Genomic DNA, 25,057 nt, shown 5'->3' with positions numbered 1-25,057 from the left:
GAATCACATAACTGTATTTAACTACAGTATAAACTGGTTTTTTATACAGTAAAGTAGCTAACGCAAAAAATTATTCTCTTCAGAAAAGTTTTTTCGACCATCCTAGTTTCGTGCTTAATGTATTGAAATAGTTGTAGTCTTTAGGGTGAATAAGGTTTAGGTGAAATTGACTTCGCTGAATCATGACTTCTTCACCTTGCTGGATCGGCAGCGCAATCTGGCTGTCGCAGCTGATTTCCAAATCGTTACTGAAATGGCTAAACCTTAGATGAATTTTGCTATTGCTATCAATCACCAGCGGGCGAGCTGAGAGGGTATGCGGAAACATCGGAACCAGCGCAATGGCATCCAGTGTCGGCGTTAGGATAGGCCCTCCGGCAGATAATGAATATGCGGTAGACCCCGTCGGCGTGGAAATAATCAGCCCATCGGAACGCTGAGAGAATGCAAAGTTTTCATTGATATAAACTTCAAATTCAATCATATGAGCGACTTTGCCTGGATGCAGAACCACTTCATTGATGGCGGTACTCATGCGTCTTTGCTGTTGTTCGCGGCAAACTTGCACTTCAAGTAAAAAACGTTGTTCGCTAAAATATTCGCCGTCGAGAACGTCTGAGAGCTGTTGTTTGGCATTATCGGGATCTAAGTCGGTAAGAAAACCAAGATTTCCACGGTTTACGCCGATCACTTTGATATCATAACGCGCCAGAATGCGGGCTGCGCCGAGCATATTTCCATCGCCGCCAACCACAACGGCGAGATCGGCTTTTTGGCCTATATCCGCCAAACTGCCTGTTTCGGCGTTTTCAAGTTTTAGATCGTGCGCAATTTGATGCTCAACAATCACTGGATAGCCTTTGCTTACAAGCCAGTGAAATAGCATTTCGTGCGTGGCCAGCGCGGCAGGATGACGCGGGTGACCGACCAGACCGATACATTCAAATTTTTTATTCATACGGTGGTTTTCCTACCGAGCGCAATTTAATGGCTCTCATTATGCGCGGTTCTCTTGAATCGCCAGCTTTCATCCCCATAATAAGCCAAGTAGCGAGATTAATGCCAAACCGCGGAGAATTTCATGAGTAGTAAAGAACAGAACATGTCGAATGAGCAAGCCTCACAAGAAATGGAAAACGGACAAGAGCAGCACGAACAGGCTCAGGTCGATGCGGCGGACGTCGTTGATACGCGCGATGAGCGTATTGCCGAATTAGAAGCTCAGTTGCAGGAAGCCGCTCAGCGTGAGCGTGATTCTGTCATGCGTGCCCGTGCAGAAGCGGATAATATTCGCCGTCGTGCTGAGCAAGACGTTGAAAAAGCGCATAAGTTCGCTTTAGAAAAGTTCTCTAACGAACTGCTGCCAGTGATTGATAATCTGGAGCGTGCGCTGGATCTGGCTGATAAATCTAACCCAGAACTGACCTCTATGATTGAAGGTATCGAATTAACGCTGAAATCCATGCTGGATGTGGTGCGTAAATTCGGCGTAGAGCAGGTGGGTGAGGTGAACGTTCCGTTTAATCCAGAAGTGCATCAGGCGATGACGCTAATGGAATCTGAACAACACGAGCCTAACCACGTCATGATGGTTATGCAGAAAGGTTATACCTTGAACGGTCGTTTGATTCGTCCAGCGATGGTTGCGGTATCTAAAGCGAAAGCGTGATCCTGACGTCTTTCCTGAAAATAAAAAACCAGTCGTTCGACTGGTTTTTTTTCGTCTGAAATTTACTCTTCGCTGCCGTTCTCCGGCAAACGTGGCTGCCAATCAATAGGCGCGAAACCTTGCTCAATCAATAACTGATTGGTTTGTGAGAAGTGGTGGCAGCCTAAAAAGCCGCGGTGTGCTGACAGCGGTGAAGGATGCGGCGCTTTTAAAACTCGGTGGCGCTGGGTATCAATAATGCTGCCTTTCTTTTGCGCGTGTGCACCCCATAGTAGGAAGACAATCCCTGAGCGATGTTCATTTAGCGCAGCGACCACTTTGTCGGTGAACGTTTCCCAGCCGAGTTTAGCGTGTGAATGCGCTTGGCCGCGCTCAACGGTTAATACCGTATTAAGTAGTAGAACGCCTTGTTCAGCCCAGCTTTTTAGATAGCCATGCTGAGGTATTTCGAAACCTTCGATATCGGTTTTGAGTTCTTTATACATATTCATCAGCGAAGGCGGCGCTGGGATGCCTGGACGCACCGAGAAGGATAGGCCGTGAGCCTGATTGGGACCATGATAGGGGTCTTGGCCTAAGATCACGACTTTTACATCGTTAAATTCCGTGAAACGGAAGGCATTAAACACGTCTTTCTGCGGTGGATAAATGGTCTTACCGGCTTGGCGCTCTGCGGCAACAAAAGCGAGCGTGTCGTGAAAGTAGGGTTTTTCTTTCTCGGCACCGATGACGTCGTGCCAGTTTAGTGGAGAAGTCATCTGCACTTCCTCTTTGTTTATACGGAAATTATTTAGCCGTAGCTTACCGTTTCAGACGATAAATTTAAACCGTGATGAAAATTTAGCCATTTCAGAAGACAGTCAAAAGTGATGTTTTTTTGTACGTAAATTAAATTATTTTTGAAAATTTACAAAAATAGAAAAAGCATCTTGAGAGGGGTAAATTTGATGTAAAACATAAATTTGCCCAAATTGGTAAAATTGGCACCTTTAAAAAATTGATTTAAATCAAAGAAAACCCCACTCTATACTGGTATATAAAACATCAAGGCAACATTGGTTTTACCAAATGGCCGAAGTTAAGGCCGTAAACTAAGAAATTAATCCCAGATTTTTTTGCTCTATTGACGGAGGCAACAAATGATTCAAGGTATTCAGATCACTAAAGCTGATAATGCAGACCTGATGAACTCTTTCTGGCTGCTCGATACAGATAAAAACGAAGCTCGTTGTGTATGTGCAAAAGCAGGCTACGCAGAAGACCAGATCGTTGCAGTAAGCGAACTGGGCAAAATTGAATATCGCGAAGTTCCTTTGGATATTAAACCAACGGTACGCGTGGAAGGTGGTCAGCACCTGAACGTTAACGTTCTGCGCCGTGAAACTCTGGAAGATGCTGTTAAGCACCCAGAAAAATATCCACAGCTGACTATTCGTGTTTCTGGCTACGCAGTGCGTTTCAACTCACTGACTCCAGAACAGCAGCGTGACGTTATTGCACGTACCTTTACCGAAAGCCTGTAATTTTAGGCTAAAGGCATAAAGAAATAGCAAAAAGGAGCCGAAAGGCTCCTTTTTTACGTCTGATAGTGAAGAGATTTTTACTGAGCGGTGCAAAATGTCATCATGAGTAACCATCTCATAATTGGTATTATTATCATTCCATTTCATAGAATTAGAGTGAGATGGCGCTAAGTAAGCTAAGTGTATGGAACGCAAAATGAAAATATCTCGATGCTGTGCGATTTTTTCGCTGAGTGGGATATTCCCTCAGCTTAGGATGAAAAAAAACCGCCAATAAAGGCGGTTTTTTTATTTGAGTGCTGATTTATTCTTCAGCCTTGGTCGACTGTTCAGCTTCTTTCGGCTTGCGGCGTTTCCCGACATTTTTGCTGTCGCGATGGCGCACTTTTACCTTTTTATCTTTCTTCTCTTCAGCCTTTTTCTCTTGGCGTTTGAGCAGCGTCTTTTTAGACGGCTTACCTTTGTTCTTTTCGCTAGGCGTTTTGGTTGTTGGGCGCAACTCGTCAACGACGCGTGACTTAATCTGCTCTTCAACGTAGCGACTGATTTTGCCTAACAGCAAATGGTCGTGTGCTTCAACCAGCGAAATTGCGATACCTTTGCGACCCGCACGGCCTGTACGGCCAATACGGTGCAGATAGGTATCTGCGGTGCGCGGCATGTCGAAGTTGAACACGTGGCTGATATCAGGGATATCCAAACCACGCGCTGCAACGTCGGTAGCAACCAGAACGTTTACGCGACCATCGAGCATACGCTTCATGGCTTCGTTACGTTTGGCCTGTACCATTTCGCCTTCTAGATAGCAGGTGTTGATGCCCGCTTCGCGCAACCAACCTACCAGTTCATGAACACGTTCACGTTTGCGCACGAAGATCACGGATTTGGTGACTTCTGGCTCTTTCAGCAGGTGGCACAGCAGCTTGGTTTTATGCTCAAGAGTATCGGCGCGATAGTACCATTGCTGGATCTTTTTACGTTCGCGGCGCGATGGGTCGGCTTCAATTTCAACCGGCTCCTGCAACAGACGCTCAGAGAACTCTTTAATGGCATCGCCTTCCAGCGTTGCCGAGAACAGCATGGTCTGTTTGCGCCAGCGAGTTTCTGCCGCGATAGTTTCGATATCTTGTGCAAAGCCCATGTCTAGCATGCGGTCTGCTTCATCAAGGATCAGGGTTTCAACCGCGCGGCAATCGAAGTTTTCTTCTTTAATGTATTGCAGCAGACGGCCGGTGGTTGCGACCACGATGTCCTGATTTTCGCTGAAGACTTCAGCGTGGTTCATATAGGCAACGCCACCGGTGATGGTCGCAATGTCTAAATTTGTGTGTTTTGCCAATTCAATGGCTTGCTCGGCAACCTGCATTGCCAGTTCACGCGTTGGGGTCAACACCAAAATACGCGGTGGGCCGGATTTCTTGCGCGGGAAGTCGAGCAGGTGCTGCAACACTGGCAGCAAATAGGCGACGGTTTTCCCGGTTCCGGTAGGCGCGGAGCCCAGAACGTCGCGACCGTCCATTGCCGGAGGAATGGCGGCAGCTTGGATAGCTGTCGGGCGGTCATAGCCTTTATCGCGCAATGCGTCGAGTAGGCGTTCATCGAGTTCGAGTTCGGAAAAATTGCTTGCTGTCATGGTCTACCTCTACTTGGGGCGCCGATTATAGACGGGTTGGAGCAGATGTTCACCCATTAAAGCGGGGGAATTAGCATGTTTACTCCGATCCAACCTTGGCGAATTTATGCGGATATTTTATGCTATGCGGCCAAAAATAAGGAGTTACCGTGGTTCAATGCCCATCAGAATCAGCGCCATTACGTCGTAACGGATTCACATTTAAGCAATTTTTTGTTGCTCACGATCGCTGTGAGATGAAGGTTGGTACAGACAGTATTTTGCTGGGCGCATGGGCAGATGTCAGCGATATCACTGGAAAGATACTGGATATCGGCAGCGGTAGCGGCCTTTTAGCGTTAATGTTGGCGCAGCGTACCACAGATTCAGTGCAAATTGATGCGGTTGAACTCGATGATAATGCTGCGTTGCAGGCGACGGAAAATTTCGCGCAGTCGCCATGGGCGAGCAGAATGGCGCTACATCACTGCGCACTGCAATCTTTTGCCGCACAGACGCCCTCACGTTATGACCTGATAATCACTAATCCACCTTATTATCAGCCCGGCGTGGAATGCCGTAACGCGAGCCGAGGCACCGCCCGTTATACTTCTGAACTTAGCCATCAAACGTTGCTCAAACATGCGCGCACGTTAGCTTCTAATAAGGGAAAAATGGCGGTAGTTCTGCCTTGCGATATCAGCGTTGATTTTATTGAACTGGCGGCACGCGAGGGATGGTTTTTATTGCAGCACACGGAAGTTACGGAGTTTGCCCATAGGGCTGCGCATCGTGCGCTGATGTTATTTGGCGTGGAACCTGCGTCACAGCAGTCAGACCGATTGATTATTCGTGATGAGAACAAGGTTTACTCGAACGATTTCCGCGAATTAACCAAAGCGTTTTATCTTTTTTTCTGAGTTTGATGATGTGAAAAAGGCCCAATAGGGCCTTTTTGGTTTCTACGGCATTGCCGCTAAAGTTGATGATTTGCTAAGGCTGCAAAATCGTTGGCTGCGAATTCTCTAAAAGGTCTGGATAATCCAGCGTGTAATGCAGGCCACGGCTCTCTTTGCGTTCCATCGCGCAGCGCACAATGAGCTCAGCAACCTGCACCAAGTTTCTCAGTTCTAACAAATTGTTAGAAATACGGAAGTTGGCGTAATACTCGTCGATTTCCTGCTGAAGCATTTGGATGCGGCGCAGCGCGCGTTCCAAGCGTTTGGTGGTTCGCACTATACCCACGTAGTCCCACATAAATAAACGCAGTTCGTGCCAGTTATGCTGGATCACTACGCGCTCATCTGAGTTATAAACTCGGCTGTCATCCCATTCGGGTAGACGCGGTGCAAGGCTGGTTTGCGGTAGGCGTTGCAGAATATCTTGCGATGCCGACCATGCATATACCACGCATTCTAACAGTGAGTTTGACGCCATTCGGTTGGCTCCGTGCAGGCCGGTGTAGCTGACCTCACCGATGGCATACAATCCTTCTAAATCAGTTCTTCCTTGATGATCGACCATCACGCCGCCGCAGGTGTAGTGCGCGGCAGGGACGATAGGGATCGGCTCTTTGGTGAGATCTAAGCCTAAATCCATCAGTTTTTCATAGATCATTGGGAAGTGCTGCATGATGAAATCTGCCGGTTTATGGCTGATATCCAAATACATGCAGTCTGCACCAAGGCGCTTCATTTCGTGGTCAATGGCGCGAGCGACGATATCACGCGGCGCCAGTTCGCCGCGTTTGTCAAAGTCTGGCATAAACCGCGAGCCGTCAGGGCGTTTGAGGAATGCCCCTTCGCCACGCAAGGCTTCGGTTAAGAGAAAATTTCTCGCCTGCGGATGATACAAGCAGGTGGGGTGGAATTGATTAAACTCTAAGTTGGCAATACGGCATCCGGCGCGCCACGCCATAGCAATGCCGTCGCCGGAAGAGATATCTGGGTTTGTGGTGTACTGATAAACTTTTGCAGCTCCGCCGGTGGCTAATACCACGGTGCGAGCACGCAGAGTTTCAACGCGTTCGAGCTCGCGGTTCCAGACATAGGCGCCAACCACGCGTTGGGTGCCCGGCAAGCCGATTTTTTTGGACGTAATCAGGTCGACGGCGTTGTATCGCTCGCAAACGCGGATGTTAGGGTGCGCATTTGCTTTCTGTACCAAAGTGGTCTCTACTTCTTTACCCGTGGCATCTGCGCTATGCAGGATCCGTCGGTGGCTATGGCCGCCCTCGCGAGTGAGATGGTAGCGAGATTCGCCAGCGGGGCTCATTTCGGTATCAAACAGAACGCCTTGGTCGATGAGCCACTGCACGCAATCCTTTGCGTTACGAGCAATAAATTCAACCGCTGAAGGATCACACAGCCCAGCACCCGCGATCAGGGTATCCTGCACGTGAGATTCAATGCTGTCGGTTTCATCAAAGACCGCGGCAATACCGCCTTGGGCATAAAACGTGGCACCCTCATTAAAGGGGCCTTTGCTCAATACGGTCACTTTGCAGTGATCGGCAAGACGTAAGGCGAGTGAAAGTCCGGCAGCTCCGCTACCGATAATCAATACATCGTTAAAATGCTCTGAATTTGGTTGCATAGGTTGTGGTGTGTGCAGCTGAAAAGTGAAAATCATGTTAGCCTATGCCAACGTGTAAATGCACGGTTAATGAACAACGAATATAAAAACAGCATCGTACGGAACTTTTTAGTACGTATGAACTCTAAGCTAGTGCTTGCTCAGGATCGATTGAGACAACTGGCAGTACTATTTTTTTCATGCGTGGAGAGAGATTTGAGGAGAGATTACCTCGGATGAGCGAGCAGTTAACGGATCAGGTGCTGGTCGAGCGAGTCCAGAAAGGAGATAAGAAGGCTTTTAACTTACTGGTAGTTCGCTATCAGCATAAAGTTGCGAGTCTCGTATCCCGTTACGTACCATCAGGCGATGTTCCTGATGTAGTGCAGGAATCGTTTATCAAAGCCTATCGTGCGTTGGAGTCTTTCCGCGGCGAGAGTGCTTTTTACACCTGGCTTTATCGTATTGCTGTAAACACAGCAAAAAATTACCTGGTTGCTCAGGGGCGACGTCCGCCATCAAGCGATGTTGATGCCAGTGAGGCAGAAAATTTCGAAAGTGCGGGTGCATTGAAAGAAATTTCGAACCCTGAGAACTTAATGTTGTCAGATGAACTGAAGCAGATTGTTTTTCGAACCATAGAGTCTCTTCCTGAGGATTTGCGTATGGCAATCACCCTCAGAGAATTAGATGGTTTAAGCTACGAAGAGATAGCGGCCATTATGGATTGTCCGGTTGGAACCGTGCGTTCTCGTATTTTCCGGGCGAGGGAAGCGATCGATAATAAAGTTCAACCGCTGATACAGCGTTAATTATGCGGGCACAGGAAGGGTATTTAGGCATGCAGAAAGAACAACTTTCGGCTCTGATGGATGGTGAAGTGCTGGACAGTGAACTGCTTGGTTCACTGGGTAAAGACGATGCGCTTCAACAAACGTGGAAGAGCTATCACCTGATACGTGACACCCTGCGCGGTGACGTGAGCGACGCTATCGATTTTGATATCTCCGATCGCATTGCCGCGGCGCTTGATGATGAACCAGTTCGCTTGGTTCCCAATGCAATTCCCGAATCCCAGCCTCAGCCACACAGCTGGAAAGATATGCCGTTCTGGAGCAAGGTTCGTCCTTGGGCCAGCCAAATCACCCAAATCGGTATTGCGGCCTGTGTTTCTCTCGCCGTGCTGGTTGGGGTGCAGCAGTATAATCAGCCAGTCGGTGGCGCAAGTGATTCAGATGCTCCGGCATTCAACACGCTACCGATGGGCGGCCAAGCTTCTCCGGTGAGTTTTGGTGTTCCGAATGAAAGCAGCAACGCCAATGGACAGCAGCAGGTTCAGCAGCAGCGTAAACGCATTAATGCGATTTTGCAGGATTATGAGCTGCAACGCCGTCTGCATACTGAGCAGTTGCAAATGGACAACGGTAATACTCAGGCGTCAGTTCAGGTGCCAGGAACTCTGTCATTAGGAACTCAGCAGCAGTAATGAAGCAACTTTGGTTCGCCATCAGCGTATTCGCTGGTAGCCTATTTGTTTCTAACATCGCCTCAGCGCAAGATTCGTCTGAGGCGATGTTGCAACAAATGAACGGTGCCAGTCAGTCACTCAATTATGAGTTAGCGTATATCAATATCACCAAGCAGGGGATTGAATCGTTACGCTATCGTCATGCCATTTATAACAATCAGTTGTTATCCCAGCTCTTGCAGATGGATGGCCCGCGCCGTGAGGTTTTACTGCGTGGCAATGAAATCAGCTATTTTGAGCCTGGGCTTGAGCCATTTACGCTCAACGGCGATCACATTGTTGATGCGTTGCCATCGATAATTTTCTCCGATATCAAACAGCTGAGTCAGTATTACAACTTTATCTCCGTCGGTAGAACCCGCGTTGCCGATCGCCCGTGTGAGGTGATCCGCATTGTATCGCGTGATGGTTTGCGCTTTAGCTATATCGTATGGATTGATGAGAGTTCGAAATTACCTTTGCGGGTCGATCTGTTAGATCGTGATGGCGAAACGTTAGAACAATTTCGCGTGATCTCCTTTACGGTTGGCGATCAGGTTAGTACGGCAATGGCAAGCCTAGCTCAGCTCACGCTGCCTCCTTTGCTGAAATTACCTGCAACGGATAAAGTTAACTTTAGCTGGCAAGCCTCTTGGCTTCCGCAGGGTTTCAAGGAAGTGTCGCGTAATCGTCGTACCTTGCCTTCACTTACTGAGCCGGTTGAATCACGTTTGTATAGCGATGGGTTGTTCAGTTTTTCTGTCAATATCAGCAGCGCCGCTGCGGGTGCTGCGGTGAGCGAGCAATTCTTACGCCAAGGTCGTCGTACTATTCACACCGAAACGCGTAATAATACCGATATCACCGTCGTGGGTGAGCTACCACCGTCTACGGCTAAACGCGTGGCAAACAGCATCACGCTCAATGGTCGTAAATCATGATGCGCGAATGGGCAACGGTGGCATCCTGGCAACAGGGCATCGCTACGCTAAACTGTGAACAGCGCTCAGGTTGTGGTTCCTGCGGGGCGAAAAATACCTGTGGTACGGCGGTGTTGAATAAAATCAATCCTCAGTCGCAGCATCAGCTTCAGGTTGAAATTGCGCAACCGTTAGAACCCGGCCAAAAGGTCGAGATTGGTATTACTGAAGCCAATCTGCTGCGTTCTGCGGTGTTAGTCTATCTCACTCCGCTGCTCGGCCTTATCGTCGGCGGTGGTGTGGGGCAGTCATTTATGCATTCTGATGCATGGGCTGCGTTAGGCGCATTGGTTGGCGCTGGTGCTGGTTTCATGTTTGCGCGATTTAAGGCGAAAAAACTAAGTGACCGGCAAGATTATCTGCCGATCGTTTTGCAAGTCGGTTTGCCTCCATCCATGATCCGCACCCCCACGAATATCTAGGTTTTACCGGGTTCGATGTGTAGAATGCATCGAATCTGGCAAATTACCGCCAAACGTTAAACCATCGCTTTGAACCCATCAGTGTGTCCTTAGGCGAGTAATCTAGAAATCATCAGGCAAAATATCTTAATAATGAAGCGTATACGAAATTTCTCCATTATCGCACATATTGACCACGGTAAGTCGACACTGTCTGACCGTATTATTCAGATTTGTGGCGGTTTGACTGACCGTGAAATGGCAGCGCAAGTTCTGGATTCTATGGATCTGGAACGTGAGCGCGGCATCACTATTAAAGCGCAGAGCGTAACGCTCGACTATAAAGCACAGGATGGGGAAACTTATCAGCTGAACTTCATCGATACTCCGGGACACGTTGACTTCTCTTATGAGGTTTCTCGTTCTCTGGCGGCGTGTGAAGGTGCATTGCTGGTGGTGGACGCAGGTCAGGGCGTTGAAGCCCAGACGCTAGCTAACTGCTATACAGCCATGGAAATGGATCTGGAAGTGGTTCCTGTTCTGAACAAAATTGACCTGCCAGCGGCCGATCCCGATCGCGCAGCTCAGGAAATTGAAGATATCGTCGGTATCGACGCTATGGATGCTGTGCGTTGCTCAGCAAAAACCGGCGTTGGCGTTCCTGAAGTGCTTGAACGTCTGGTTCGCGATATCCCTGCACCGGAAGGTGATCCAGAAGGCCCATTACAGGCGCTGATTATCGACTCATGGTTCGATAACTATCTGGGCGTGGTTTCTTTGATCCGTATTAAAAACGGTTCACTGCGCAAAGGCGAGAAAGTTAAGGTAATGAGCACCGGTCAGACCTATAACGCTGACCGTCTTGGTATCTTCACGCCGAAGCAGATCGACCGCGACGTACTTAACTGCGGCGAAGTTGGCTGGTTGGTATGTGCGATTAAAGACATCCACGGCGCGCCAGTGGGCGATACCTTGACGCTGGCACGTAATCCAGCCGAAAAATCTTTGCCGGGCTTCAAAAAAGTAAAACCTCAGGTTTACGCGGGTCTGTTCCCTGTAAGCTCTGATGACTATGAAGCTTTCCGCGATGCGTTGGGCAAATTAAGCCTGAATGATGCGTCTTTGTTCTATGAGCCAGAAACATCAACCGCGCTAGGCTTCGGCTTCCGCTGTGGTTTCTTGGGCTTATTGCACATGGAGATCATCCAGGAGCGTCTGGAGCGTGAATACGATCTAGACTTGATCACAACGGCGCCAACGGTTGTGTATCAGATCCAAACCACCGGTGGTGAAGAGATCTTTGTTGATAGCCCGTCTAAGCTACCGCCAATCAACAATATCGAAGAGCTGCGTGAGCCGATCGCTGAATGTCATATGCTGTTACCACAAGAGTATCTTGGTAACGTTATTACGCTTTGTATCGAGAAGCGTGGTGTTCAGACTAATATGGTTTATCACGGCAATCAGGTTGCGCTAACCTATGAAATACCGATGGCAGAAGTGGTGCTCGATTTCTTCGACCGCCTCAAGTCTACATCGCGTGGTTATGCGTCGCTGGATTACAGCTTCAAACGTTTCCAGCAGTCTGACATGGTTCGCGTTGACGTCTTAATCAACAACGAACGCGTGGATGCGCTGGCGCTGATCACCCATCGTGACAACGCGCAGTATCGTGGCCGTGAACTGGTTGAGAAGATGAAAGAACTGATCCCGCGTCAGCAGTTTGATATTGCGATTCAAGCGGCTATCGGTAACCAAATTATTGCGCGTTCAACGGTTAAGCAGCTGCGTAAAAACGTTCTTGCTAAGTGTTACGGCGGCGACGTTAGCCGTAAGAAAAAGCTGCTGCAGAAGCAGAAAGACGGTAAGAAACGTATGAAGCAGGTCGGCAACGTCGAACTGCCGCAGGAAGCCTTCTTGGCCATTCTGCACGTAGGTAAAGACTAAAGTTCTATGATGAGCGGCACCGATTGAGGTGCCGTTATCATTGAGAGGCTTATGCCCAAGTAGATTTCAACCTCGTTCTCGTTAAAGTTGAAACTACGGGGGTTATTTAAGGAGTTATTGGCATGGCCAATATGTTTGCTCTAATTCTGGTGATCGCAACGTTGGTGACCGGGGTTATTTGGTGTATCGACCGCTTTAAGTTAGCTCCGGCGCGTCGAGCAAAGATCGAGGCGATTAACGCCCAAACGGTTGACGGTTTAGATAAGCAGACAGCCAAAGACGCGGTGAAAACCTCAGGTTGGATTGAAACCTGCGTATCCGTTTTCCCTGTTTTGGCACTGGTTCTGATTATTCGCTCATTTATTTATGAGCCTTTCCAGATCCCATCAGGTTCAATGATGCCGACGCTGCTGATCGGCGATTTCATTCTGGTAGAAAAGTTTGCCTATGGAATTAAAGAGCCTGTCGCGCAGCACACGATTATTCCAACCGGACATCCTAAGCGCGGCGATATCGTGGTATTTAAATATCCGCTGGATCCACGTTTGGACTATATCAAACGCGCCATTGGTTTACCGGGTGATAAAGTCACTTACGATCCATACAGTAAAGAAGTTACGGTTTACCCAGCCTGCCAAACAGGGCAGAACTGCGACAAGTTACTGCCAATTACCTACAGCGCGGCTGAGCCAAGCGAGTGGGTGCAGACCTTTGGCCAAATGGGTAATGGCGAAGCCAGCAGCGGCTTCTTCCAGATTCCATTGGATCAAAACGTGGATGATGGATACCGCATGAGTGAGCGTAAAGAAACGCTGGGTACCGTTACCCATCGGATTCTGACTGTGCCTCAGGCGCAGGACATGATGTCACGCTACTACCGTCAGCCAGGTCAGCCACAGGGCGTATGGGTGGTTCCTGAAGGTCATTACTTCATGATGGGCGACAACCGTGATAACAGCGCTGATAGCCGTTATTGGGGCTTTGTTCCTGAGCAGAATCTCGTTGGTAAAGCGACGGCAATCTGGATGAGCTTTGAAAAGCAAGAAGGGCAATGGCCAACTGGCGTTCGCCTGAGTCGTATTGGTGGGATCCACTAATTTGCTGCTCATCATTCACGCTGTGGGGCTCTTCCTACAGCGTGAAATCAGCGCGAAGTTTTAATCGGCATTAAAATATGCGCCTAAACTTATTTCCGTTGCATTAATAGCTAGGCAACTTCAGCGAATAAGGCATATTACCGCAGCATTATATTTTCAGTCGTTGTAGAATACCCCTTCGAGCGATAAAAAGTTGGCTTCCGATCTGGAAGCCACTGCAAACGAAACAGCTTTGGATTGGCTAATGGCAAGCAGGCCTGTTCCGTATGCTGCGGTTTTTGACGCATTCTAGATCTATTTGGTATCTCATGAATCCCATCGTAACTAACCGGCTTCAAAAGAAGCTGGGCTATACTTTTCAACAGCAGGAGCTGTTATTGCAGGCATTGACTCATCGCAGTGCCAGCAGCAAACACAATGAACGTCTTGAGTTTCTGGGCGACTCAATTCTTAGTTTCGTTATTGCCAATGCGCTGTATCACCGCTTCCCGCGGGTTGATGAGGGCGACATGAGCCGCATGCGTGCTACGTTAGTACGTGGAAATACGCTGGCAGAAATGGCACGAGAATTTGATTTGGGGGAGTGCCTGCGTCTTGGGCCGGGTGAGTTAAAAAGTGGTGGCTTCCGCCGCGAATCTATTTTAGCTGACACCGTAGAAGCGTTAATTGGCGGCATTTTCCTGGATAGTGATATCCAAACGATTGAACGACTGATCCTTGATTGGTACCGCTCACGCTTGGACGAGATAAGTCCAGGTGATAAGCAGAAAGACCCGAAAACGCGTCTGCAAGAGTTCTTGCAGGGACGCCATCTGCCACTGCCATCTTATTTGGTGGTGCAGGTTCGCGGTGAAGCACACGATCAAGAATTTACTATTCACTGTCAGGTCAGCGGCCTGAGCGAACCGGTTATCGGTGTTGGCTCAAGTCGTCGCAAGGCCGAGCAGGCAGCGGCTGAACAAGCGCTGAAACAGCTGGAGCTTGAATGAGCGAAGAAACAACTTATTGCGGATTTATTGCCATCGTTGGACGTCCTAACGTTGGCAAATCGACATTGCTGAACCAATTACTGGGGCAGAAGATTTCGATCACCTCGCGTAAGCCACAAACGACCCGCCACCGCATTATGGGTATTCACACGGAAGGGCCATATCAGGCCATCTACGTGGACACCCCCGGGTTGCATATTGAAGAAAAACGCGCCATCAACCGTTTGATGAACCGCGCAGCCAGCAGCTCAATCGGTGACGTTGAGCTGGTGATTTTCGTTGTTGAAGGGACACACTGGACCGCCGATGACGAAATGGTCGTGAATAAACTGCGTGATTTGAAAGCGCCGGTTATCTTAGCGATCAACAAAGTCGATAACGTTCAGGATAAAGCGGCTTTGCTGCCACATATCCAGTTCCTCAGCGAACAGATGAACTTTATGGACGTGGTTCCAATCTCTGCGGAGAAGGGAACGAACGTCGATACCATCGCCAGCATTGTGCGTAAAAAACTGCCGGAAGCGATTCATCACTTCCCAGAAGAGTACATTACTGACCGCTCACAGCGCTTTATGGCGTCTGAAATCATCCGTGAAAAACTGATGCGTTTCTTGGGCGAAGAGCTGCCGTATTCCGTTACTGTTGAAATTGAACGCTTCGTTTCTAACGAACGTGGTGGTTATGACATTAACGGTCTGATTCTGGTTGAACGTGAAGGCCAGAAGAAGATGGTTATCGGTAATAAAGGCACTAAAATCAAGACGATTGGTATTGAAGCTCGCCAAGACATGGAAGCCATGTTTGAAGCTAAAGTCCATCTTGAGCTGTGGGTTAAGGTTAAATCCGGTTGGGCAGACGACGAACGTGCGCTGCGCAGCTTGGGTTATGGTGAAGATCTCTAAGAGATCGCGCCTATGGAAGGTTGGCAACGCGCATTTGTGTTACATGGGCGTCCTTATAGTGAAACCAGTCTCCTGTTAGACCTGTTCACTGAAGGGCACGGGCGTGTACGTCTGTTGGCGAAAGGCGCACGTAGTAAACGCTCGAGTCTCAAAGGTGCGTTACAACCTTTCACGCCGCTTCTGGTTCGCTGGGGCGGTAAAGGGGAAGTCAAAACCCTACGTAATGCTGAGCCTGTTTCATTAGGACTACCGCTAACGGGTATCTCGCTCTATAGCGGTCTGTATGTCAATGAGCTGGTTTCCCGCGTGCTTGAGCAGGAAACCAACTACTCTTCGTTATTCTTCGATTACCTCAACTGTTTACAAAATCTGGCGGCGACCGTCGGCTCTCCTGAACATACGCTGCGTGAATTCGAACTCGCTTTGCTGGGCAACCTTGGCTATGGCATCGATTTTCTGCACTGCGCGGGCAGCGGCGAACCTGTCTCTGATGAGATGACTTATCGCTACCGTGAAGAGAAGGGGTTTATCGCCAGCTTGCTGGTCGATCAGCTCAGCTTTACCGGCCGCGATTTAAAAGCGTTGGCCGAGCGTAGATTCCCTGATCCACTCACGCTGCGTGCGGCTAAACGTTTTACCCGTATGGCGCTGAAACCCTATTTAGGCGGAAAACCGTTAAAAAGCCGTGAACTGTTCCGTCAGTTTGTCGGAAAACGCCCAGTCAAACCTGCATCTGCTTAAAATCTTACTGTCCCCTACATCGCAATAATTCTGTCTGACCCGATCCCGCTAAGTTCGGTGTACACTGATGCGAACTAAGCCTTATTCTGTCTGTAATCTCTGACTTAAACGTTTTCTTAAGAGGATTTGTCATGGCTGATTTACTGTTGGGCGTCAATATCGATCATATCGCAACCCTGCGCAATGCGCGTGGCACCCAGTATCCAGACCCTGTTCAAGCGGCTTTTATTGCAGAGCAGGCTGGGGCCGATGGGATCACCGTGCATCTGCGCGAAGACCGCCGTCACATCACCGATCGCGACGTGCGTTTGCTGCGCCAAACCATTCAGACGCGTATGAATCTGGAAATGGCTGTGACCGATGAGATGATCGATATCGCCTGTGAACTGAAGCCGCATTTTTGCTGTTTAGTACCTGAGAAACGCCAAGAAGTAACCACCGAAGGCGGGTTAGACGTTGCGGGTCAGTTGGATAAAATGACCGTTGCCGTAGAACGCCTCACTCAGGCGGGCATTTTGGTATCGCTGTTTATCGATCCCGACCAGCGCCAGATTGAAGCCGCAGTGAGCGTTGGCGCGCCCTATATTGAAATTCACACCGGTGCTTATGCCGATGCAGAATGCGAACTAAAGCGTCAGGCCGAATTTGAACGTATTGCTCAAGCCGCGCGTTTTGCCAACGAGCGTGGTTTGAAAGTCAATGCGGGACACGGTTTGACCTATCATAACGTTCTACCGATTGCGGCATTACCTGAAATGCATGAGCTAAATATTGGCCACAGCATTATTGGTCGCGCAGTGATGAGTGGTTTACCTGAGGCCGTGAGTGCGATGAAACAGCTGATGTTGGAAGCGCGTCGCTAATGGCTGTTTTAGGTTTGGGCACCGATATCGTTGAAATCTCTCGTATTGAAGCCGTGGTCGAGCGCAGTGGCGATCAAATGGCGAAACGCGTATTGGCGCCCGCTGAATGGGAGCAATACTGCGCTCATCAGCAGAAAATTCGTTATTTAGCCAAGCGTTTTGCGGTGAAAGAGGCGGCGGCTAAGGCATTTGGCACCGGTATTCGTAACGGGCTGGCCTTTGCTCAGTTTGAAGTTTACAACGATTCGTTGGGCAAGCCGGTGCTGCGTTTACACGGCCGTGCCGCTGAGCTGGCGCAAGAAATGGGGATTACGTCTATTCACGTTTCTTTGGCTGATGAACGTCGCTATGCCTGCGCAACCGTGATTGTTGAAGGTTAATTGCTGTAGAAAATAGCTATCTAGCTCGCGCTCAATCATCGTTTTACCCGTGATTGAGCGCCCAACAACGCTAGCCGTTCAGTTTCTCCTGTGCGGCTTTTTCTACGTTTTCAATTTCGTCGAGTAACTCCATCCACTCCGGCTCTAAATCGCTCACCGCAATTTCGTGGCGTAGCTGCTGCTCGATATAACGACAAAGACGTTTCAAGCGAGGAAGGCCGCTATAACTACAGCTACCGTGTAGCTTGTGAATAATGTCCACTATCGCCGGTTCCTGATTACCTTCGAGAGCCGCTTCCACCTGCGTTTTGACCTGCGGAAGGAACTCCAACAGCATCTGGAGTAAATCTCGTGCCAGCTCTTCTTTGTTAGCCGCTTGCCGCAGTGCCATTTCCCAATCGAGCGTCAGATCGCTATCGGCTTCGAGTGATGCCGCTGCGGTATGTGATTCTTGCTGGTTAGGATCGCGATAGTAGCGTGCCAGAAGCTGACGCAGCATATTTTCGTCGATGGGTTTTGCCAGATAGTCATCCATCCCTGCGCGAAGTAGGCGCTCACGTTCACCGTTAATAGCATGAGCCGTTACGGCGATAATTGGTGTATCAACATAGCGTGGTATTTTGCGGATTAATTCACTGGTACGAATGCCATCCATTTCTGGCATTTGAATATCCATGAGGATGATGTCTAAGCGGTGCTCTTTCACTTGGGCAATCGCTTCTTCACCGCTATGGCACAGAATAATTTGTTCGACCAGCTCACCTAATAGCGCACCAATAAGCTTAAGGTTAGCTGGATTATCATCAACCGCCATAACGTTCAGCGGCAGGCGTTCAACCTTATGCTCAATCACCACCGGTGCACGTTTCGGTAGGCTATTATCCAGTAAAATAGGCAGCAAGCGGTTGCTGGTCAGCGGTTTGGCTAAACAGCTGCGTACTCCTTGTTCTTTCAATTCATCGCTATAGAGCAGTTTGTGGCTCGGCATAGCAAGAATTACGCGGTTGGCTAAGGACAACGCGGTTTTCAGCTTATCTCGGCCCTGTGCATCGTCATAGGTGAAGTTAACAGGTAGTCCCACCAGTAGAATATCGTAGTGGGAATCAGGAATAACCTGCGCTAGAAGTGGGCTGTAGCTCACCTCCAACGGCGTCGCCTGAAGCAAGTCCAGCGTACACTGTGCCGCAACTGGGTTTGACTCGACATAAAGCAGTTTTTGCCCAGCTAAACGCTGCATCGGGAAGTGACTTGCCGGTGCGTTATGGTTGAGCTCGAGCTGAATATGGAACCAGAATGTAGAGCCTTTGTTCGGCTGGCTATGGAAGCTAATATCGCCACCCATTTCATTCACCAGTTTCTGGGTGATGACCAAGCCCAGTCCGGTACCGCCATGACGACGAGAAATACTGGCATCTGCCTGACGGAATGCTTGGAACAGCTGTGATTGCTGGCGTTCTGAGATACCAATACCGGTATCGTGCACCAAGACTTCCAGCTCAACCTGATGTGGGGTGGCGCTACGTAGCTCAATGCGAATATCAATATTCCCTTTCTCGGTAAACTTGATCGCATTGCCTAACAGGTTAGTGAGGACTTGCTGTATTCGCATCGGGTCGCCGATCACATGTTCGGGAACGTCGTTACGAATATTCAGCGTGAGCTCAATGCCTTTTTCGTGTGCGCTAGGAGCCAGTAGGACGGTGACTTCATCGATGGTTTCACGCAACAGGAAAGGAATATGTTCCAGTACCAGTTTACCGGCTTCAAGCTTCGAGAAATCAAGCACATCGTTAATGATGGTGAGCAGGTTATTGGCCGAGCGCTCAATGGTCTGTAAGTAGTCACTTTGGGTCGCGTTAAGCGGTGTTTTCAGCACCTGTCGAGTAAAACCGATGACGCCGTTGAGCGGCGTGCGCAGCTCATGCGACATATTGGCTAAAAACTCAGATTTAATTCGTGCGGCTTCCTGAGCGCGTTTTTTAGCTAAGTCTAGCTCGACGTTTTGGATCTCCATCTGCTCAAGCGTTTCTCGCAGATCAGAAGTGGCCTGATCGATATTTTGCTGCATCTCTTCGTGGTAGGCCGTTAGAGACATTGCCATCGAATTAATACCGTTTTTGAGCATATCCAGCTCACCCAGCATATGGCCTTCTACACGACTGTCGAGCTGCCCGCGACGAATACGGTCAACGGTGTTAACCATGTTACGGATAGGTCCTGTGACATCGCGCATCAGCCGGTAGGCAAGCAGTAACGCAATACACATACAGATAATCAGCAGCAACGTAGCAACAAATACTTCTTTGTATTGCTGTAAGCGCACCGAGCGCAGATCCAATTCAACCGCGATATAGCCAAGATGCGGGTTTTCGGCGCTGGTGGCATCGATAAATCGGTCTTCTGAGATGATCGGCGTGCGCAGGATTAACGAATCCCCATGCTTGGAAAGCATCAGGTCGTTAGGCATCGGCACCCCTTTGGGGAGCTGTAGCAACGAATAGTTATGGTGATAGTTCGAGGTGACGAATAGATCGTTATTATCGTCAAAAACGGCGATGGAACGCACGATATCGGAATGACGGCGATGCAGAAGACCAATCAGCTGTCGTACCGCTTCACGACTGCGGAAGGTCATACCGTATTCGCTTGCCACGGCAAGCGGTTCAATGATACTGGCTCCGGAATCCACCAATTGTGCTTGTAACTCATTGTATCTATGAACAACGAAGAAAGTACTGAGCAGCAAACCAATCAATAAAGTGGGGGCTAAAATCAGTACCATCATGCGCGCACGCAGGCTGTATTTGGTCATGTGGGTCCAATGTGGGAGAATTGGTGGCAGATATCATTATTAGCGAAAGCTAAAACCAACAACAAATCGATAAAACATGGCTCAATTTTACTCTCCGGGACGCCGTGTGGCGACCCGACAAACCATAACTGTGACGGCAACCGACCTTGATCCTTTTGGCCAGGGCGTTGCGCGCCACAATGGTAAAGCTATCTTTATTTCTGGCCTATTGCCAGATGAGCAAGCCGAAGTCACTTTAACCGAAGATAAAAAGCAGTTCGCTCGCGCCAAAGTAAAACGTTTACTGACTCGCAGCCCAGAGCGCGTAGCGCCACGTTGCCCACATTTTGGTATCTGTGGCGGGTGCCAGCAACAACATGCCAGTGAGCCCCTGCAGCAGCGCAGCAAATCGGCTTCCCTTCAGCGCCTGATTAGCCGCGAAACGGGTTTGGATATCATACCAGAATCCGTTATCAGCGGGCCAGAATACGGCTACCGTCGGCGTGCGCGCCTAGGATTGCAATTCCAGCCGAAGCAACAGCAGTTGGTGATGGGCTTTCGCAAGTCAGGATCTAATGATTTAGTGCCTGTTAAAGCATGCCCTGTATTAGCGCCTGCGCTGGCATCGCTTTTGCAACCGCTGCATGAATGTCTGGCCGGAATGAAGGCGGTTCGCCGTCTTGGCCATGCCGAACTGGTATTAGCCGACAATGGCCCCGTATTGGTATTGCGCCACCTTGATCCGTTGAAGGAGCAAGATTTGGCCCGATTGCACACTTTTAGTGCGCAGCATCGCGTTATGCTCTACCTGCAGGGTAATGAAGACGAACTGGTTAAGCTGTGCGATGACGTACCGTTTTATCAGGTTGATGGGCTGCGCCTATTTTTTAGTCCAAGAGATTTTATTCAGGTCAACGACGCGGTGAATCAACGAATGGTTGCGCAGGCGTTGGAGTGGCTAGAGGTAGAATCCACGGATCGCGTGTTAGACCTGTTCTGTGGCATGGGCAACTTCACATTACCGTTAGCAAAACGCGCAAAACAGGTCGTTGGCGTTGAAGGTGTTGCTACGCTGGTCGCAAATGGTCTGTATAATGCCCAGATTAATGCATTGAATAACGTCGAGTTCTTCCAGCATAACTTGGAGGATGATGTGACTCGGCAGCCATGGGCTAAACTTGGGTTTGACAAAGTATTGTTGGATCCAGCGCGAGCTGGTGCCGCAGGCGTCATGGACCACATTGTTAAACTGGCACCGCAGAAGGTGGTTTATGTTTCCTGTAATCCCACCACGCTTGCGCGTGACAGTCAGATTTTAATCGCAGCGGGTTACCGAATGGAGCGCGTGCGAATGCTAGATATGTTTCCCCACACGGGGCATTTAGAGTCGATGGCGTTGTTTGTTGCGTCGTAGTACGGCTCAAGTTGATGAGTAAAAGGGAGAGGATATGGTTGCGGTAAGAAGTGCCCATTTAAATACGGCTGGTGAATTTGCCCTTGATGAGTGGGTGAAGAGCCTGAATCTGTCGAACCAGCAGTCGTGTGAGCGTCTCTCTGCAACTTGGCGTTATTGTCAGCAAAAAACACTTAACCATCCTGACGCGGCATTATTACTGTGGCGCGGCGTTGAGATGGTGGAAATTCTCTCCACGCTCAGTATGGACAACGACAGTATGCGCACCGCGCTGCTGTTTCCTCTGGTGGAAGCCAAGGTTATCGACCGTGAAACCGTCGAAGAAGATTTTGGTAAAGAGATTACCAATCTGGTGCATGGTGTGCTGGAAATGGATGCTATCCGCGCGTTAAAAGCCACCCAAAGTGACTCCGGCGCCTCCGAGCAGGTGGATAATATCCGCCGTATGCTGCTGGCGATGGTGGAAGATTTCCGCTGCGTGGTGATAAAGCTCGCTGAGCGAATTGCTCATCTGCGCGAAGTCAAAGATGCGCCGGAAGAAGAACGCGTATTAGCAGCCAAAGAGTGTTTCAACATCTATGCGCCATTGGCAAATCGTCTGGGGATTGGGCAGCTAAAATGGGAGCTAGAAGATTTCTGCTTCCGCTACCTGCATCCTGATGAATATAAAAAGATTGCCAAACTGCTGCATGAACGCCGTATCGATCGTGAACAGTTCATTGACGATTTTGTTGAAGCGCTGCGCAAGGAAATGGCCAAAGAAGGTGTCAAAGCCGAAATTTATGGTCGACCAAAACACATTTACAGCATCTGGCGCAAAATGCAGAAAAAGGCATTGGCGTTTGATGAGCTATTTGATGTACGTGCAGTACGCATCGTGGTTGAGCGCTTGCAGGATTGTTACGCGGCGCTGGGGATAGTGCACACTCACTATCGTCATTTGCCGAATGAATTTGACGACTATGTGGCTAACCCTAAACCTAATGGTTATCAGTCGATTCATACCGTCGTTTTAGGCCCGCGTGGTAAAACGCTAGAGATTCAGATCCGTACTCGCCAGATGCATGAAGATGCGGAGCTGGGCGTTGCGGCGCACTGGAAATATAAAGAAGGGCCGCAGGCTGCGGGACGCTCTGGCTATGAAGGCCGAATTGCATGGCTGCGTAAGCTGATTGCATGGCAAGAAGAGATGGCCGATTCCGGGGAGATGCTGGATGAGGTACGCAGTCAGGTATTTGACGATCGCGTTTATGTGTTTACGCCAAAAGGCGACGTCGTCGATCTCCCTGCGGGCTCAACGCCGCTCGACTTTGCTTACCATATTCACAGCGACGTAGGTCATCGCTGCATCGGTGCCAAAATTGGTGGCCGCATCGTGCCGTTCACTTATCAGCTACAGATGGGCGATCAGGTTGAAATTATCACCCAGAAGCAGCCGAACCCAAGCCGCGACTGGCTGAACCCGAACCTTGGTTATGTGACAACCAGCCGTGGACGCGCCAAAATCCATAACTGGTTCCGCAAACAAGATCGAGACAAAAACATTCTTGCCGGTCGCCAAATTCTGGATGATGAGCTTGAGCGCTTGGATATCAGCCTGAAAGAAGCGGAGAAGCTTCTGATCCCTCGCTATAACGTCAACTCGATGGATGAGGTTTTGGCGGCGATAGGCGGCGGCGATATCCGCGTTAACCAAATGGTCAACTTCCTGCAAGGCAAGACTAACAAGCCAAGTGCGGAAGAAGCGGATCGGGAAGCGCTAAAACAGCTTACGCAAAAAGGCCAATCTCAATCACGCAGTGATAAGAGCAGCGGCCGCGTGGTGGTGGAAGGTGTGGGTAATTTAATGCACCACATTGCACGCTGCTGCCAGCCGATTCCTGGGGATGAAATCATCGGCTTTATCACTCAGGGGCGCGGTATTTCAATCCACCGCTCTGATTGCGATCAGCTGAATGAACTGCGCTCCCATGCGCCTGAACGTATCATTGACGCAGTATGGGGCGAAAGCTATTCCAGTGGCTATTCGCTGGTGGTGCGCGTGATGGCTAACGATCGCAGTGGCCTGCTACGTGATATCACCACCATTCTTGCCAATGAGAAGGTTAACGTGCTGGGTGTTGCTAGCCGTAGTGATACTAAAAAGCAGCTGGCAACGATTGATATGGATATCGAAATTTATAACCTGCAGGTGCTTGGACGTGTGCTGGCGAAATTAAATCAGTTACCGGACGTAATCGATGCGCGTCGTTTACATGGTGGAAAAACAGAGAAATAACTAACTGCAAATAGAGGTGGCGTTATTCGCCGCCTCTATTTTGATTAAGATAATTCTATATTTAATAAAAATCTTATTAAATTAGATTTAACTATTAATACATCATTTAATTTCAAAATTAATTTTTAGCCTTTACTTATCAGCTATTTACTACCTTCCATCTAGTTATCAAGCGTGATTTTCATTTCATAATAATGCGCAATTTCTCAGTCTCATGATGCATCTCTGGATAATTATTTACATCTGACTTATTATCAAAGAAATATTCACTGAGTATGTGCCCTCAGTTGTGCCTTTTAGACAATAATCCTAAAGAGAATAATCTACTCATGAGAAAATTCTGGTTTGGCTTATGAGCTCAAATAATCTTTTTTTCCGGTTGTTAAGCCAACGTCAGGATGTAATAACGGTCATCTTGTTCGTTATCAGCGCCGCCTGTTTTACACTTTTCTATTACAAAACTGAAACAACCGTTAAGCAGATGGAATTTCTACTTAAACTTTCCAGCGCCCGCAGTGATTTTCTCTCACTCTCCGCATCTACGTTTTATAATGTAGATAATCGAAAAAAGAATGAGAAACTCAAAGATAGCCAATTGCAAGCCTTGTATCTGAGTTATTCAAACTATATTAATTTACTGCACAGTTTTTCAATTCCTGAACGCTTAAAAGATAATGAAGAAACAGCGTCAAACGAACTATTTAATCGGGTTATCAATGCGAGGCATGGCGATTCTGACATCATGATTCTGTCGCAGAATACGCCAAACTTTAAAGCTATCATTGAAGAGTCATTAGAGAAGATAAAATATACGTTTCATTGGCAGCTAATATTGCTGATCTTGATCCCTTTTCTTATTGCTGTTATCCGCACGTTACATGGACTTTACTATATAGATATCTTTGACAAGATGAACAAAGATTACTATATGGATTTTTTGACCAAAGCCTATAACCGCCGTTATATTCCTAAGATTAAAAAGCGAGCAGGTCTAGACTATATTCTTGCCATCGATATCGACCATTTTAAACAAATCAACGACAGCTATGGTCATGATATTGGTGATGAAGCTTTGTACAAGTGCACAAAGATTATGCAGGGCAACATCAAGGCAAGTGATATTATTGTGCGAATGGGAGGCGACGAGTTTGTGGTCTTTTTGTTTAATGCCTCCCTACAGGATGCCAAACATGTTACTGAGCAAATTTTGCATGATATTAATGATGAGAAACTCTATATTTCTGAGAGCGTAACGGCAAAAATGACCGTTTCAATTGGTGTTGCGAAGTTTGATAACGATATTTCCACGACAATGAAACTGGCAGATGTTAACTTATACGAGTCGAAGAGTCGCGGTAAGAAACAGTTCACCTTCTGAGCACTAGTTTG

The 25,057-nt window shown here is 48.6% G+C and carries 22 protein-coding genes; 17 read left to right on the top strand and 5 right to left on the bottom strand.

Annotated features, from left to right (window positions below; all coding sequences use genetic code 11):
- Window positions 1-79 precede the first annotated feature (79 nt).
- Window positions 80-958 (bottom strand): NAD(+) kinase, encoded by an 879-nt coding sequence (nadK, locus tag DSM2777_RS20610; protein ID WP_025800521.1) that lies wholly within the window; start codon window positions 956-958, stop codon window positions 80-82.
- Between the two features lie 123 nt (window positions 959-1,081).
- Between nadK and grpE the strand changes: the two genes are divergently transcribed.
- Window positions 1,082-1,669: a nucleotide exchange factor GrpE gene (grpE, locus tag DSM2777_RS20605; protein ID WP_025800522.1), complete on the top strand. Its 588-nt coding sequence runs from the start codon at window positions 1,082-1,084 to the stop codon at window positions 1,667-1,669.
- Between the two features lie 62 nt (window positions 1,670-1,731).
- Here grpE and ung read toward each other — a convergent pair whose 3' ends face one another.
- Entirely contained in the window at window positions 1,732-2,427 is a 696-nt protein-coding gene (ung, locus tag DSM2777_RS20600; RefSeq protein WP_046459935.1) for a uracil-DNA glycosylase, read from the bottom strand.
- Window positions 2,428-2,808: 381 nt separating this feature from the next.
- On the opposite strand from ung, the gene grcA reads away from it, so the two are divergent.
- Complete coding sequence (gene grcA / locus DSM2777_RS20595; RefSeq protein ID WP_025800524.1) at window positions 2,809-3,192, top strand: autonomous glycyl radical cofactor GrcA; 384 nt, start codon at window positions 2,809-2,811, stop codon at window positions 3,190-3,192.
- Between the two features lie 304 nt (window positions 3,193-3,496).
- Here grcA and srmB read toward each other — a convergent pair whose 3' ends face one another.
- The gene (gene srmB, locus DSM2777_RS20590) at window positions 3,497-4,825 is read right to left on the bottom strand and encodes an ATP-dependent RNA helicase SrmB (protein ID WP_061555038.1); all 1,329 of its coding nucleotides are present in this window, start codon (window positions 4,823-4,825) and stop codon (window positions 3,497-3,499) included.
- Between the two features lie 236 nt (window positions 4,826-5,061).
- Between srmB and DSM2777_RS20585 the strand changes: the two genes are divergently transcribed.
- Window positions 5,062-5,724: a tRNA1(Val) (adenine(37)-N6)-methyltransferase gene (locus DSM2777_RS20585; RefSeq protein ID WP_082790930.1), complete on the top strand. Its 663-nt coding sequence runs from the start codon at window positions 5,062-5,064 to the stop codon at window positions 5,722-5,724.
- Between the two features lie 73 nt (window positions 5,725-5,797).
- Here the strand turns inward: DSM2777_RS20585 and nadB are convergent, their stop codons facing one another.
- Entirely contained in the window at window positions 5,798-7,399 is a 1,602-nt protein-coding gene (gene nadB / locus DSM2777_RS20580; protein ID WP_174521860.1) for an L-aspartate oxidase, read from the bottom strand.
- Window positions 7,400-7,614: 215 nt separating this feature from the next.
- Between nadB and rpoE the strand changes: the two genes are divergently transcribed.
- From rpoE to acpS, 11 genes are all read left to right on the top strand, one after another.
- Window positions 7,615-8,190, top strand: a complete 576-nt coding sequence (rpoE, locus tag DSM2777_RS20575) for an RNA polymerase sigma factor RpoE (RefSeq protein ID WP_008812634.1) — start codon at window positions 7,615-7,617, stop codon at window positions 8,188-8,190.
- Window positions 8,191-8,219: 29 nt separating this feature from the next.
- Window positions 8,220-8,864: an anti-sigma-E factor RseA gene (gene rseA / locus DSM2777_RS20570; RefSeq protein ID WP_025800528.1), complete on the top strand. Its 645-nt coding sequence runs from the start codon at window positions 8,220-8,222 to the stop codon at window positions 8,862-8,864.
- Window positions 8,864-9,826, top strand: coding sequence for a sigma-E factor regulatory protein RseB (gene rseB / locus DSM2777_RS20565; protein ID WP_046459940.1), 963 nt, complete (start codon window positions 8,864-8,866; stop codon window positions 9,824-9,826). Before rseA ends, rseB begins: the two co-directional genes overlap by 1 nt.
- Complete coding sequence (rseC, locus tag DSM2777_RS20560; protein ID WP_061555035.1) at window positions 9,823-10,287, top strand: SoxR-reducing system protein RseC; 465 nt, start codon at window positions 9,823-9,825, stop codon at window positions 10,285-10,287. The genes rseB and rseC overlap by 4 nt, the downstream gene beginning before the upstream one ends.
- A 132-nt stretch (window positions 10,288-10,419) precedes the next feature.
- Window positions 10,420-12,213 carry a translation elongation factor 4 gene (gene lepA, locus DSM2777_RS20555; protein WP_025800531.1) on the top strand — a complete coding sequence of 598 codons (1,794 nt, stop codon included), beginning with the start codon at window positions 10,420-10,422 and terminating at the stop codon, window positions 12,211-12,213.
- Window positions 12,214-12,335: 122 nt separating this feature from the next.
- Window positions 12,336-13,310: a signal peptidase I gene (gene lepB / locus DSM2777_RS20550; RefSeq protein ID WP_046459941.1), complete on the top strand. Its 975-nt coding sequence runs from the start codon at window positions 12,336-12,338 to the stop codon at window positions 13,308-13,310.
- Between the two features lie 308 nt (window positions 13,311-13,618).
- On the top strand, window positions 13,619-14,299 hold the full coding sequence (gene rnc, locus DSM2777_RS20545; RefSeq protein ID WP_008812639.1) for a ribonuclease III: 681 nt from the start codon (window positions 13,619-13,621) through the stop codon (window positions 14,297-14,299).
- Window positions 14,296-15,201: a GTPase Era gene (gene era / locus DSM2777_RS20540; protein ID WP_046459942.1), complete on the top strand. Its 906-nt coding sequence runs from the start codon at window positions 14,296-14,298 to the stop codon at window positions 15,199-15,201. The genes rnc and era overlap by 4 nt, the downstream gene beginning before the upstream one ends.
- A gap of 12 nt (window positions 15,202-15,213) precedes the next feature.
- Window positions 15,214-15,942 carry a DNA repair protein RecO gene (gene recO, locus DSM2777_RS20535; RefSeq protein ID WP_025800535.1) on the top strand — a complete coding sequence of 243 codons (729 nt, stop codon included), beginning with the start codon at window positions 15,214-15,216 and terminating at the stop codon, window positions 15,940-15,942.
- 131 nt (window positions 15,943-16,073) lie between these two features.
- On the top strand, window positions 16,074-16,805 hold the full coding sequence (gene pdxJ / locus DSM2777_RS20530) for a pyridoxine 5'-phosphate synthase (protein WP_025800536.1): 732 nt from the start codon (window positions 16,074-16,076) through the stop codon (window positions 16,803-16,805).
- A complete protein-coding gene (acpS, locus tag DSM2777_RS20525; RefSeq protein WP_025800537.1) occupies window positions 16,805-17,185 on the top strand; it encodes a holo-ACP synthase in 381 nt (126 codons plus the stop codon). The genes pdxJ and acpS overlap by 1 nt, the downstream gene beginning before the upstream one ends.
- 70 nt (window positions 17,186-17,255) lie before the next feature.
- Here the strand turns inward: acpS and barA are convergent, their stop codons facing one another.
- Window positions 17,256-19,997 carry a two-component sensor histidine kinase BarA gene (barA, locus tag DSM2777_RS20520; protein ID WP_061555034.1) on the bottom strand — a complete coding sequence of 914 codons (2,742 nt, stop codon included), beginning with the start codon at window positions 19,995-19,997 and terminating at the stop codon, window positions 17,256-17,258.
- A 76-nt stretch (window positions 19,998-20,073) separates the two neighbouring features.
- On the opposite strand from barA, the gene rlmD reads away from it, so the two are divergent.
- The 3 genes from rlmD to DSM2777_RS20505 all read left to right on the top strand — a co-directional run bounded on the left by rlmD (window position 20,074) and on the right by DSM2777_RS20505 (window position 25,046).
- Window positions 20,074-21,390, top strand: coding sequence for a 23S rRNA (uracil(1939)-C(5))-methyltransferase RlmD (gene rlmD, locus DSM2777_RS20515; RefSeq protein WP_061555033.1), 1,317 nt, complete (start codon window positions 20,074-20,076; stop codon window positions 21,388-21,390).
- Between the two features lie 34 nt (window positions 21,391-21,424).
- A complete protein-coding gene (gene relA, locus DSM2777_RS20510; protein ID WP_061555032.1) occupies window positions 21,425-23,668 on the top strand; it encodes a GTP diphosphokinase in 2,244 nt (747 codons plus the stop codon).
- Window positions 23,669-24,020: 352 nt separating this feature from the next.
- Complete coding sequence (locus DSM2777_RS20505) at window positions 24,021-25,046, top strand: GGDEF domain-containing protein (RefSeq protein ID WP_061555031.1); 1,026 nt, start codon at window positions 24,021-24,023, stop codon at window positions 25,044-25,046.
- Window positions 25,047-25,057: the final 11 nt, after the last annotated feature.

It is taken from the genome of Obesumbacterium proteus (assembly GCF_001586165.1).
GTDB lineage: Bacteria > Pseudomonadota > Gammaproteobacteria > Enterobacterales > Enterobacteriaceae > Hafnia > Hafnia protea.
Note: the sequence above shows the minus strand (reverse complement) of the source record. Positions and strands in the feature narration are given on the sequence as shown.